We start from the raw sequence: 12473 nt of genomic DNA on the forward strand, positions 1-12473 counted from the left end.
GGGCCCCAGGATCGCGCGCCTCAGGTCCGGCGCAGCGAGCGGGTCAGACCGGCGGCGATCGTCGTGGCCAGCACCCATCCGGCCATGATGAGCCCCCAGGCCAGCCACTGCGCGCCGCCCTGCGGGTTGTAGGCCTTCTCCTGCCCGAGGTCGATGATCGGCAGCAGCAGGTCGAGGGTGTAGACCAGCGCGTGGAACGGCGGCGCCTCGCCCGGCTTCAACGGCGGCGGCACGTCGAGCCCGAACACGACCGTGCCCGCGGCCAGCAGCGCGGCCAGCCAGGCCGCCGCGCGCAGGGGGCGGAAGCCGTAGCCGACGGTGGCGTCCTGGAGGTGGCCCCAGAAGCGGGCGTACCCGGGGAGCGCGGCGCGGCGTCGCCGCTGGCCGGCCAGCAGCGTCTCGCGGGCGTCGGCGTCGGCGCCGAGCCGCCGGTACATCGCGGCCAACTGCTCGTAGGCGCCCGGCAGGTAACCGTCGGGGTCGGCACGCAGCCAGCGCAGCCGCCCGGCGGCCGGCAGCATGGGGTCGAGCACCTCGTACGACAGCCCGTCCATGCGCATCGCCCGCGGCCACCCGGCGGGGTCGTCACGCAGGACGCCGATCCGCGCGTACCGTAACTCCACCACCCCCTCGACCGGCGCGGCCGTGCGCAGCGCCAGCTCGCGGGCCTCCAGCCGCCAGCACTTCAGCGCCACCTCGCCGGGGGCCGACAGGGTGGCGTCGTCGAGGCACAGGCGGCTGCCGACCTGGGCGCTGGTCAGCCTGATCCGGCCGCGGGCGGAGAAGCCGTCGCAGAGGTTGAGCACCTTGCCCACCGACAGGCCGTTGGCGGACAGCGCGGCCCCGCCGGGGTTGACCAGGGTCGCGCCCTCGAAGTGCGCCGGTCCGGTGACCGTGGCGTCGAGCAGGCTGAACTCGCCCTCGGCGCGCAGCCCCCGCCAGGCCAGCAGCGAGCCGTTCACGGTGAGGCCGTCGGCGGCGACCACCACGCCGCCCGGGGCGCTCAGCCGCGCGCCCTCCAGGCCGAGGGTGCCGCCGATGACCGAGCGGTTGAGGCGCACCTGCCCCTCGGCCGTCAGCCCGGCCAGGAAGAGGCCCGCCTCGGCGTTGAGCCCGGTGGCGCGCAGCGCGAGCCCGCCCGGCCGCCGGATGCGCGAGCCGCGTAACGTGAGCGGGCCGGACACGCGGGCGAACCGCAGGCTGACCTCGCCGTCGGCCTCCACGTCCCGCGCGAACAGCCCGACCTGGACGATCACGTTGGACGCCTCCAGGGCCGTGCCGCCCGGCGCGTTGAGGCGGGCGCCGTCCAGCTCGACCGCGCCGCCGATCCGGGCGGAGGCCAGGACGAGCGTGCCGTCGCAGGCGAAGCCGTCCTGGGCGCGCAGGTGACCGGCCACGTCGAGGTGCTCGCCGTTGAGCGCCGTGCCCGCCGGGTGGCTCAGGCGGGCGCAGTTGAGCACGAGGTTGCCGCTGATCCGGCCGCCGGGCAGCCGCAGCTCGCCGGTGACGTGGCTGCCCGCCAGCCGCAGGTTGCCCTCGACCTGGACGTTCGAGGCGGTCAGGCCGGGCAGCCGCGAGCCGCTGAAGCTGAGGAAGCGGGTGCGGGCGTGGTAGAGGTCGGGGACGGCGTCGAAGGCGCAGCCCTGGAAGGTGACGGGGAAGGGGAGCTCGGCGAACGCCAGGTTGAGCGCGCCCGTGATCCGCGCCCCCGCCAGGATCAGCCGCGGCTTGGCGGCGGGCTCGTCGAACCCGCCGAGCAGCAGCCCGGCCAGCACCTCGCCCCGGACCGTGCGGCCGGGGCCCCAGGACGCGGCCGCGGCCGGGTCGTCGGCGGCGGGGTCGCCGGTGCGCAGGTCGACGGCGCGGCCGTGGGCGAGCGCGGCGGCCACGGCCCGCTCGGTGTCGTGGAGATCGGCGATCGGCACACCGCCATCATCGCCGACCCCACCGCCGGAGCGGACCTCAAGGCCCAGTGCCTCAGGAACGGACCTCCAGGCCGGCGCTCAGGAGCGGACCTCCAGGCCCAGGGCCTCGGCGATGACCGTGGCCTGGAAGGGGTCGATGACCGCCTTCTTGAGCGTGACCGTGTGCGGGTCGAGCGTGCTCAGGTCGCTGCCGCGCAGGTCGCAGCCGGTGAGGTCGGCGCCGTGCAGCCAGGCCCCCGACAGGTCGGCCCGGCGCAGCTCGGCCCCGGCGAGCCGGGCCCCGGTCAGGTCGGCCTCGCGCAGCCGGACGCCGTGGAAGGCGCTGCCGCGCAGGTCGGCGCCGGGCAGCCCGGTGTAGGACCAGTCGCCGCCGTCGACCTTCAGCAGCCCGAAGGTGCAGCCGTCGAACATGCTGCCGGTCAGCTTGCACCCCCTGAACGTGGCGTCGAACAGGGAGCACCGGCTGAACAGGCAGTTGAGGAAGCACGCGTCCTCGTGGGTGGAGACGTTGAGCCGCACGTTCCTGAACGTGCACTCCTCGAACGACGCCCCCTGGTCGACCAGCTCGGTCAGGTCGACGCCCTGGAACAGGACCCGGTGGAAGGTCTCACCGGCGATCTCCGTCCTGTCCCAGTCGTCGGCGTGGATCGTCGTCTCGATCGGGGGCGCGGGCACCCCGTGCTTACGGTCGGCCATGCGAACAAACTAGCGGATCACGCCTTGTTCGCGATGGCCGTGATGAGCGGCTGGACGAGCTTGGCCGCCAGCGGCCCGAACGCCGCCAGGATCAGCACGTACGCCGCCGCCAGGGCCCCGAGGTCGGGATGGGCCCCGGCGCCCACCGCCAGGCCCGCGATGACGATGTTGAACTCGCCGCGCGGGATGAGGGCGATGCCCGCCCGTGCCTGACCGGCCTTGCCGATGCCCGCCCGTCTGGCCGCGTACGCGCCCGTCAGGAGCTTGGTCACCATGCTCACCAGCGCCAGCAGAGCGGCCAGCCCCGCCACCGGCAGGATCTTCGCCGGATCGGTCTGCAACCCGAAGAAGACGAAGAACACCGCTGCGAACAGGTCGCGCAGCGGCGCGAGCAGCGCCTGCGCGTCGTGCGCGAGCTGCCCCGACAGCGCGATCCCGACCAGGAACGCGCCGACCGCCGCCGAGACCTGCAGCTGCTGGGCCAGCCCGGCCACCAGCAGCGCCAGCCCGACCACCTTTAGCAGCAGCACCTCGGAGTTGGGGCTCGACACGAACGCCTCGATGAAGCGCCCGAAGCGCAACGCCACGACGAGCACGACGCTCACCGTGCCGAGCGCGATGCCGACCGAGATCGCCCCGCTGACCAGGCTCAGGCCCGCCAGCAACGTGGTGAGGACCGGCAGGTAGACCGCCATGGTCAGGTCCTCGAACACCAGCAGGGACAGCACCGTCGGCGTCTCCCTGTTACCGATCCATCCCAGATCGGACAGCACCTTGGCGGTGATGCCGGAGGAGGTGGCGTAGGTGACGCCCGCCATGGCCACCGCCGCGACCGGCCCCCACCCCAGCAGCAAGGCGCAGATCGCGCCGGGGGCGGCGTTCAGCACGAGGTCGACGATGCCGGCCCGCGCGTTGCTCGTGAGGCTGGTGACCAGTTCGTCGGCGTTGTACTCCAGGCCGAGCGTCAGCAGCAGCAGGACGACGCCCAGCTCCGCGCCGACCGAGATGAACTCCTCGCTGGTCGCCAGCGGCAGCACGCCGCCCGTGCCGAACGCCAGACCGGCGATGAGGTAGAGCGGGATCGGTGAGATGCCGACGCGCAGCGCGAGCGCGCCCAGAACCCCCAGACCCAGAAGAACAGCACCGAACTCGAGAAAGATGACCGCGGTTTCGTGCACCCGCGGTCCTACCCGTCAGCCAGGATGCCGGCGACGTCCGCGGTGCTGTCCGCGCTCCCCACCACGACCACGACGTCGCCCTCGCGGAAGACGAAGTCGGGGCCGGGACTGGCGAACACCTGGCCGCCGCGGACCACGGCGACGATGGAGGCGCTGGTACGGGTCCTGACCCGGGCCTCGCCCATGGCGCGCCCGGCGTAGGGGGAGCCGGACGGGATGGGGAGCTGGACGCTGACCAGGCCCTCGACCTGCTGGTGCAGCTGGTTGAGCCGCTGCACGATGCGGGGGGCGCCGAGGAGCTCGGCCAGGGCGTCGGCCTCCTCGTCGTTCAGCTTGACCGTCTGACAGGCGCGGTCGGGGTCGTCCTTGTCGTAGATCACCAGGTCGCGACGGCCGGTGCGGTGCGAGACGATGCCTACCCGCTGGCCGGCGCGGGTGGTGAAATCGTGCCGAAGCCCGATGCCCGGCAACGCTGTCTGCTCAACCTCCACCTATCCCACCCATCCCAAAAAATACGCATATTTCTGGACAACACTACCAACGGTCTCCGCCCGCTTGACCTCCTCGTATCCCGCCCTCGTATCCCGCCCTCGCATGCCGTCCGGCGCTCTCCGGCCGCCCGCGGCGGCACCCGTCCGGCCCGCCGGGAACGGGCGGCGCGGGCGGGACGCGGGTGGGAAGATGCCGGGGACGTTGCCGCGGGAGAGGCGAGACGAAGCCATGCCGACCACTTCCTCCATCCGGCTGCTGCTCGTGGAGGACCACGCGATGGTGGCCGAGGCCATCGGCCTGGCGCTCGGCCGGGCGCCGGGCATCGAGGTCGTGGCGCAGGCGGGCACGGTCGCCGCCGCCCTCGCCGCGGCCGCCCGCCGCCGGCCCGACGTCGTGGTGCTCGACCGGCGGCTGCCCGACGGCGACGGCGTCGAGGCGATCAGCCGGTTCGCGGCGGTCGCGCCCGGGGCCCGGGTGCTGGTGCTCACCGGGGAGGCCACCGCCTCCGTCGCCGCGCGGGTGGTGGAGGCGGGCGGTGCGGGCCTGCTGGTGAAGTCGTCCAGGCTGGAGGAGCTGGAGTCGGCGGTGCGCGAGGTGGCCGCCGGCGGCGTGGTGTTCGCGCCGGGCCTGCTGCCCGGCGTGCTCGACCGGCTGACCGGCCGGGTGCGGAGCCCGGGTGCGGCGCTGACCGCGCGCGAGCGCGAGACGCTGCGGCTGCTGGCCGAAGGGGCGAGCACGGACGAGATCGGCGCGCGGCTCGGCGTGGCCCGCAACACCGCGCGCAACCACGTCCAGCACGTCCTGGAGAAGCTCGGGGCCCGGTCCAAGCTGGAGGCCGTGGCCGTCGCGCGCAGGGAAGGGTTGCTCGACTGACGCAGACGCACCAGACGGCGCCCCTCATCCGCACCGGTAGAGGTGGTTCCACTGCGTCTCGTGATCAGTCCTGTACTGCCCGACAGTAGGAGGGTGGGCAGTTTCGCTGCGCCGTACCAGGTGGACACCCAGCTGCCGGAAGAGATGGGCAGCATCACCGCGGCCCGACAGAGAGCACGTGAGGTGCTGGCCGCGTGCGGCTACCGCGGGCGCCGCGAGGACGTCCTGCTCGTGGTCTCCGAGCTGGTGACCAACGCGCTCGTGCACGGCGACGGCCCGCCCGCCTTACGCATCCGCTGCACCCCCTCCCACGTGCGGATCGAGGTGCGCGACTGCGGCCACCGCCTGCCCGAGCCGCGCGAGCCCGGGCCCGACAACGGCTGGGGCCTGCACGTCATCGAGCTGCTGTCCACCGGCTGGGGCGTCGCCCGCGCCGAGGGGGGCGGCGAAGGCGGCAAGGTGGTGTGGTGCGAGCTGGCGCCGCACGCCGTCGCGCCCGCCCAGGAGCGCTCCAGGGCATGATCGAGTTTCGGTCTGCCGCCGGGCCGTGCGAAGCTGCAGTATGCCCGGTCAAGACAGGCAGTCAGAGGACATCCAGCTGCTCGTCCGCAGCGTCGTCGACTACTCGATCTGTCTCCTCGACCCCGCGGGCCATGTGACCAGCTGGAACGCCGGCGCCGAGCGCATCAAGGGCTACCGGGCCGAGGAGATCATCGGCCGGCACTTCTCGCTGTTCTACCCGCCCGAGGCTGTCGCGGCCGGTCGTCCGGAACAACTGCTGGGCCGCGCGGCGGCGGTCGGCCGGGTGGCCGACGAGGGCTGGCGCGTCCGCAAGGACGGCGCCCGGTTCTGGGCGCGGGTGGTCATCACCGCCCTGCGCGACGAGCGGGGCCTGCTGCGCGGGTTCGGCAAGGTCACCGGCGACCTGACCGAGCGCCGTCTGGCCGAGCAGGCGATGCGCGACAGCGAGGAGCGCTTCCGCCTGCTGGTCCAGAACGTCGTCGACTACGCCATCTTCATGCTCGACGCCCAGGGCCGGATCGTCAGCTGGAACGCCGGCGCCGAGCGCATCAAGGGCTACCGCGCCGAGGAGATCATCGGCCGCCACTTCTCGGTCTTCTACCCGCCCGAGGACGTCGCGGCCGGCAAACCCGCCATGGAGCTGGAGGTCGCCGTCGCCGACGGCCGGTGGGAGGAGGAGGGCTGGCGCGTCCGCAAGGACGGCACCAGGTTCTGGGCCAGCGTGGTCATCACCGCCCTGCACGACGACCGCGGCGAGCTGCGCGGGTTCGGCAAGGTCACCCGCGACCTGACCGAGCGCCGCAACGTGGCCCGCGCCCTCGACGAACGCGGCATGCTGCTGGCCCACCTGGTCCGCGCCCAGGAGGTCGAACGCCGGCGCATCGCCTACGACGTGCACGACGACACGATCCAGTCCATGGTCGCCGTCGGCATGCGCCTGCGCGCGATGGAGAGCGCCCTTGCCGGTGAGCGGGCCGCCGAGGTGCGCGGCATCGGCGAGGCCGTCGAGGCCGCCGTCGCCCGCCTGCGCGACCTGACCTTCGAGCTGCGCCCGCCGGCCCTCGACGAGGAGGGCCTGGTCGAGGGCCTGGCCGGCTACCTGCGGCAGGTGACGGCCGGCACCGGCCTGTCGTTCGAGATCGACCACCGCCTCGACGCCGACCCGCCGCCCGAGGCCGCCGTCACCATCTTCCGGATCTGCCAGGAGGCGATCACCAACGTGCGCAAGCACGCCCGTGCCACCTCGATCAGGCTCTCGCTGGTCTCGCTCGACCGCGGCGTGCACGTGCGCGTCGCCGACGACGGCGCCGGGCTGCCGCCGGGCGCCGAGGGGCCGCTGCGCCACTTCGGGCTGATCGAGATGCGCGAACGGGCCGAGATCGCGGGCGGCTGGTGGAGCCTGACCGACCTGCCGGGGGCCGGGACCATCGTGGACTTCTGGGTCCCGGCCGTCCCGCACGCCTGACCGTCGCTCAGCGGCGGGGGAGCACCTCCAGGGACTGGCGGGCGATCTCCCACTCCTCGTCCGTGGGCACGACCAGCACCGCCACCTCCGCGCCCGGCGGCGAGACCGCCCGCTCCCCGGCCGGGCCGGCCGCGTTCAGCGCGGGGTCCACGGTGATGCCGAGCCGGTCGAGCCCGGCCAGGGATTCCGCGCGGGTGGCCGCGTCGTGCTCGCCGACGCCGCCGGTGAACACGATGGCGTCCAGGCGGCCGAGCAGGGCGTAGTACGCGCCCACGTACTTGCGGATGCGCCGGGTGTAGACCTCCAGGGCCAGCCGGGCCTCCTCGTCGCCGCGGGCCCGCACCTCGCGCATGTCGAGCGTCCCGGCCAGGGCGCGCAGGCCGCCCTCGTGGCTGAGCGCGCGCTCCACCTCCTCGCCGCCCAGGCCGCGCACCCGCGCCAGGTAGCCGGCGATCGCGGGGTCCACGTCGCCGGAACGGGTGCCCATCACCAGCCCCTCCAGCGGGGTCAGCCCCATGGAGGTGTCCACGCTGCGCCCGCCGGAGATCGCCGTCGCGCTGGCGCCGTTGCCCAGGTGCAGCACGACCAGGTCGAGGCCGGCCAGGTCGCGGCCGAGCAGGGCGGCGGCGCGGCGGGAGACGTAGGCGCAGGAGGTGCCGTGGAAGCCGTAGCGCCGCACGCCGAGCTCCCGCCAGGCCCGCGGCACCGCGTACGTGTACGCCTGCGGCGGCAGCGTGAGCTGGAACGCCGTGTCGAACACCGCCACCTGCGGCACGCCGGGGAACGCCGCCCGCGCCACCCGGATCCCGGCCAGGTTCACCGGGTTGTGCAGCGGCGCGAGCGGCGCCAGCTCCTCGATCGCGGCGATCACCTCGTCGTCGACCAGCGCCGGGCCGGTGAAGCGGGTGCCGCCGTGCACGACCCGGTGCCCGACCGCGACCGGCTCCAGCTCGGGCCCGGCCCGCGCGAACGCCTCCAGCATCGCCGCCAGCCCCTCGGCGTGCCCGGCGAACCGCTCCTCCCGCACGTACGGCGGCCCGCCGCCGGCGTGGTGCGTCAGCCGCCCCCGCTCCTCGCCGATGCGCTCCACCAGCCCGCGCGCCGGCCGCTCCCGGGTGCGCACGTCCACCAGCTCGTACTTGATGGAGGAGGAGCCGGTGTTCAGGACGAGTATTCGGCCGGCCATGTCCACGACCTGATCTCCGCCGGGTCCTCGCCGTGCTCCCTGGTGTGGGCGCGGGCCCGCAGCCGCGCGTCGCTCATCCGCTGGCGCAGGTGCGCGGCCTTGGAGCCGAGCCCCGGCACCCGGTCGATGACGTCGATGACCAGGTGGTAGCGGTCGATGTCGTTGAGCATGGCCATGTCGAACGGCGTGGTCGTGGTGCCCTCCTCCTTGTAGCCGCGCACGTGCATGTTGGCGTGCCCGGTGCGGCGGTAGGCGAGCTGGTGGATGAGCGAGGGGTAGCCGTGGAAGTTGAAGATGATCGGCCGGTCCACGGTGAACAGCGTGTCGAACTCGGCGTCCGGCAGGCCGTGCGGATGCTCCGACCGTGGTTGCAGCCGCATCAGGTCCACCACGTTGACGACGCGCACCTTCAGCTCCGGCAGGTGCTCGCGCAGCAGCGCCGCGGCGGCCAGCGTCTCCTGGGTCGGCACGTCGCCCGCGCAGGCCAGCACCACGTCCGGCTCGCTGCCCTGGTCGGTGGAGGCCCACGGCAGGATGCCCAGGCCGCGGGTGTTGTGCGCGATCGCCTCGTCCATGGTGAACAGGTCCAGCACCGGCTGCTTGCCCGCCACGATCACGTTGACGTAGTCGCGCGAGCGCAGGCAGTGGTCGGCCACCGACAGCAGGGTGTTGGCGTCCGGCGGCAGGTAGACCCGCACCACCGACGCCTTCTTGTTGACGACCACGTCCAGGAAGCCGGGGTCCTGGTGGCTGAAGCCGTTGTGGTCCTGCCGCCACACGTGCGACGACAGCAGGTACGTCAGCGACGCCACCGGCCGCCGCCACGCGATCTTCTGCGACGACTCCAGCCACTTGGCGTGCTGGTTGAACATGGCGTCGATGATGTGGATGAACGCCTCGTAGCAGTTGAACAGGCCGTGCCGGCCGGTCAGCAGGTAGCCCTCCAGCCAGCCCTGGCACAGGTGCTCGCTCAGCACCTCCATCACCCGGCCGCCCGGGGCCAGGTTCTCGTCCGTGGGCAGCAGCTCGGCCTCCCACGCCCGGTCGGTGACCTCGAACACGTCCTGCAGCCGGTTGGAGGCGGTCTCGTCGGGGCCCATCAGCCGGAAGTTGCGCGGGTTGCCGGCGATCACGTCGCGCAGGAACCCGCCGAGCACGCGCGTCGGCTCGGTCAGCTGGGCGGCCGGGGACTTGACCTCGACCGCGTGCCGGCGGAAGTCCGGCAGTCGCAGCGGCTGCAGCAGCTCGCCGCCGTTGGCGTGCGGGTTGGCGCTCATCCGCAGCGGTCCCCGCGGCACCGTCGCCAGCACCTCCTCGACCGGCCTGCCGTCGGAGCCGAACAGCTCCTGCGGCCGGTACGAGCGCATCCACTCCTCCAGCATCGCCAGGTGCGCCGGGTTCTCCCGGACCCCGGCCAGCGGCACCTGGTGGGCCCGCCAGGTGCCCTCGACCGGCTTGCCGTCCACCTCGCGCGGGCCGGTCCAGCCCTTCGGGGTGCGCAGCACGATCATCGGCAGCCGCCGGTCCTGGCCGTCCTTGTACTCGGCCAGCTCGTCGAAGACGGTGTCGAGGGTGGCGGCCATCTCCTCGTGCGAGGGGCCGACCAGGTGGGGGCGGTAGCCGTAGCCCTCCATGAGCTTGAACAGGTCCTGCTCGGGGATGCGGGCGAGCACGGTGGGGTTGGCGATCTTGTAGCCGTTCAGGTGCAGGATGGGGAGCACGACGCCGTCGCGCCGGGGGTTGAGGAACTTGTTGGAGTGCCAGCTCGCGGCCAGTGGGCCGGTCTCGGCCTCGCCGTCGCCGATGACGCAGGCCACCGCCAGGCCGGGGTTGTCGAACGCGGCGCCGTAGGCGTGGGCGAGGGAGTAGCCCAGCTCGCCGCCCTCGTGGATGGAGCCGGGGGTCTCGGGCGCGACGTGGCTGGGGATGCCGCCGGGGAAGGAGAACTGGCGGAACAGCCGCCGCATGCCCTCGACGTCCTGCGAGACGTCCGGATAGCGCTCGGTGTAGGAACCCTCCAGCCAGGCGTGCGCGACGGAGGCGGGCCCGCCGTGGCCGGGACCGGCGATGTAGATCATGTCCTGGTCGCGCTCGGAGATCACCCGGTTGAGGTGGGCGAAGCAGAAGTTCAGCCCCGGGGTGGTGCCCCAGTGGCCGAGCAGCCGCGGCTTGATGTGCTCGGGGCGCAGCGGCTCGGTCAGCAGCGGGTTGTCCAGCAGGTAGATCTGCCCGACGGACAGGTAGTTGGCCGCCCGCCAGTACGCGTCTATGTGGTCCATGCCCCTGCCCATTCCTCCGCAGGCGGTGCTGAATCCCCGGGCTGCCGATAATGTGCCGTCACATGGCGCTGCGCAGTTCCCTCTGGTACTCCGGTGACGACAGGAACTCCTACATCCACCGGGCCTGGATGCGCCGCGGCCTGCCGCGCGAGGCGTTCGAGGGCGAGCGGCCGCACATCGCGATCGCCAACAGCGCCTCCGACCTCGCGCCCTGCAACTCCCACCTCGACGAGGTCGCCCGCAGCGTCACGAACGGCGTGTGGGCGGCCGGGGGCGTGCCGCTCGACCTGCCGGTCCTGTCGCTGGGCGAGACGAACGTGCGCCCGACCGCCATGCTCTGGCGCAACCTGGCCGCGATGGCCGCCGAGGAGCTGCTGCGGGCCAACCCGATCGACGGCGTGGTGCTGCTCGGCGGCTGCGACAAGACCGTTCCGGCGCTGCTCATGGCCGCCGCCTCGGTCGATCTGCCGGCGCTCGTCGTGCCCGGCGGGCCCATGCTGACCGGCCACTTCCGCGGCGTGCCGCTCGGCTGCGGCACCGACGTGTGGCGGCTCAGCGAGGAGGTGCGGGCCGGCACGCTCTCCCGCGAGGCGTTCCTCGCCTCCGAGTCGTCCATGATCCGCAGCCGCGGCCACTGCAACACGATGGGCACCGCCTCCACCATGGCCTGCATGGCCGAGGCGCTCGGCATGACGCTGCCCGGCACGGCCGGCACCCCGGCCCCCGACAGCCGCCTGCTGGAACGCGCGCACGACAGCGGCCGGCTGGCCGTCGAGCTGGTACACGCGGGCCGCCGCCCCAGCCGCGTCATGACCAGGGCCTCCTTCCTCAACGCCATCGTGACGCTGGCCGCGATCGGTGGCTCGACCAACGCGGTCGTGCACCTGCTGGCCATCGCCGGGCGGCTCGGCGTCGAGCTGAGCCTCGACGACTTCGACCGGGCCGGCTCGGGCGTGCCGCTGCTGGCCGACCTCCAGCCCGCCGGCCGCCACCTGATGGACGACCTGTTCCGGGCGGGCGGCCTGACCGCCCTGCTGCGGGAGGTCGAGGACCTGCTCGACCCCGCGGCGATCACCGTCACCGGCAGGCCGCTGGTCGAGCACCTGGCCGGCGCCGAGATCTGGGACGACACCGTGATCCGGCGGCGCTCCGACCCGCTGCTGCCCGACGCGGGCATCGCCGTGCTGCGCGGCAACCTCGCGCCCGACGGCGCCGTGATCAAGCCCGCGGCCGCCTCGCCGGAGCTGCTGCGCCACCGCGGCCGGGCGATCGTCTTCGACGGCGTCGAGGACGCCCGCGCCCGGCTCGACTCGCCCGGCCTCGACGTCGACGAGACCTCGGTGCTGGTGCTGCGCGGCTGCGGCCCCAGGGGCTACCCGGGCATGCCGGAGGTCGGCAACCTGCCGCTGCCGCGCAAGCTGCTGGCCAGGGGCGTGCGCGACATGGTGCGGGTCAGCGACGCCCGGATGAGCGGCACCGCGTACGGCACGGTCGTCCTGCACGCCTCGCCGGAGGCGGCGGCCGGCGGCCCGCTGTCGCGGGTGCGCACCGGCGACCCGATCGTGCTCGACGTGGCCGCCAGGAGGCTGGACGTGGACGTCCCGGAGGCCGAGCTGGCCGCCAGGGAGCCGGTCATGACCGGCCACGCCCGGCCGGCCCGCGGCTGGGAGCGCCTGTACGTCGACCACGTCACCCAGGCGCACCTCGGCGCCGACCTCGACTTCCTGACGGGCTCCTCCGGCGACGCCCCCGGCCGGGAGTCCCATTGAGAGCAAAGAGTGCCCGGCGCCATGCGCGGAATCTTCCCCGTGGGGTACGGGGTTCCCTACGGGAGCCCGGCTCAGCGGATCTCCCGCG

10 protein-coding genes are annotated in these 12473 nt (G+C 73.7%); 4 read left to right on the plus strand and 6 right to left on the minus strand.

The window, feature by feature from the left end:
- Nucleotides 1-20 precede the first annotated feature (20 nt).
- The 4 genes from AB0C33_RS11590 to AB0C33_RS11605 form a co-directional block, all read right to left on the minus strand.
- Nucleotides 21-1925 (minus strand): hypothetical protein, encoded by a 1905-nt coding sequence (locus tag AB0C33_RS11590; RefSeq protein ID WP_358286266.1) that lies wholly within the window; start codon nt 1923-1925, stop codon nt 21-23.
- Nucleotides 1926-2003: 78 nt separating this feature from the next.
- Entirely contained in the window at nt 2004-2621 is a 618-nt protein-coding gene (locus tag AB0C33_RS11595) for a pentapeptide repeat-containing protein (protein WP_358286268.1), read from the minus strand.
- A 17-nt stretch (nt 2622-2638) separates the two neighbouring features.
- Entirely contained in the window at nt 2639-3799 is a 1161-nt protein-coding gene (locus AB0C33_RS11600) for a cation:proton antiporter (RefSeq protein ID WP_358286270.1), read from the minus strand.
- Nucleotides 3800-3807: 8 nt separating this feature from the next.
- Complete coding sequence (locus tag AB0C33_RS11605) at nt 3808-4290, minus strand: cation:proton antiporter regulatory subunit (protein WP_358286272.1); 483 nt, start codon at nt 4288-4290, stop codon at nt 3808-3810.
- A 229-nt stretch (nt 4291-4519) separates the two neighbouring features.
- Here AB0C33_RS11605 and AB0C33_RS11610 point away from each other — a divergent pair, with 229 nt between their 5' ends.
- The 3 genes from AB0C33_RS11610 (at nt 4520) to AB0C33_RS11620 (ending at nt 7151) form a co-directional block, all read left to right on the plus strand.
- Complete coding sequence (locus tag AB0C33_RS11610) at nt 4520-5164, plus strand: response regulator transcription factor (RefSeq protein ID WP_358286274.1); 645 nt, start codon at nt 4520-4522, stop codon at nt 5162-5164.
- A gap of 93 nt (nt 5165-5257) precedes the next feature.
- A complete protein-coding gene (locus AB0C33_RS11615) occupies nt 5258-5686 on the plus strand; it encodes an ATP-binding protein (protein WP_358286276.1) in 429 nt (142 codons plus the stop codon).
- Between the two features lie 40 nt (nt 5687-5726).
- A complete protein-coding gene (locus AB0C33_RS11620) occupies nt 5727-7151 on the plus strand; it encodes a PAS domain S-box protein (RefSeq protein ID WP_358286278.1) in 1425 nt (474 codons plus the stop codon).
- A gap of 7 nt (nt 7152-7158) precedes the next feature.
- Here the strand turns inward: AB0C33_RS11620 and AB0C33_RS11625 are convergent, their stop codons facing one another.
- On the minus strand, nt 7159-8337 hold the full coding sequence (locus AB0C33_RS11625; protein WP_358286280.1) for an acetate kinase: 1179 nt from the start codon (nt 8335-8337) through the stop codon (nt 7159-7161).
- Nucleotides 8313-10616, minus strand: coding sequence for a phosphoketolase family protein (locus tag AB0C33_RS11630; RefSeq protein ID WP_358286282.1), 2304 nt, complete (start codon nt 10614-10616; stop codon nt 8313-8315). Before AB0C33_RS11630 ends, AB0C33_RS11625 begins: the two co-directional genes overlap by 25 nt.
- Before the next feature lie 62 nt (nt 10617-10678).
- Here AB0C33_RS11630 and AB0C33_RS11635 point away from each other — a divergent pair, with 62 nt between their 5' ends.
- Nucleotides 10679-12385, plus strand: a complete 1707-nt coding sequence (locus tag AB0C33_RS11635) for an IlvD/Edd family dehydratase (RefSeq protein ID WP_358286284.1) — start codon at nt 10679-10681, stop codon at nt 12383-12385.
- The last annotated feature ends 88 nt before the right edge of the window (nt 12386-12473 follow it).

Origin of the sequence: Nonomuraea sp. NPDC048881 (assembly GCF_040649795.1) — a bacterium.
GTDB lineage: Bacteria > Actinomycetota > Actinomycetes > Streptosporangiales > Streptosporangiaceae > Nonomuraea.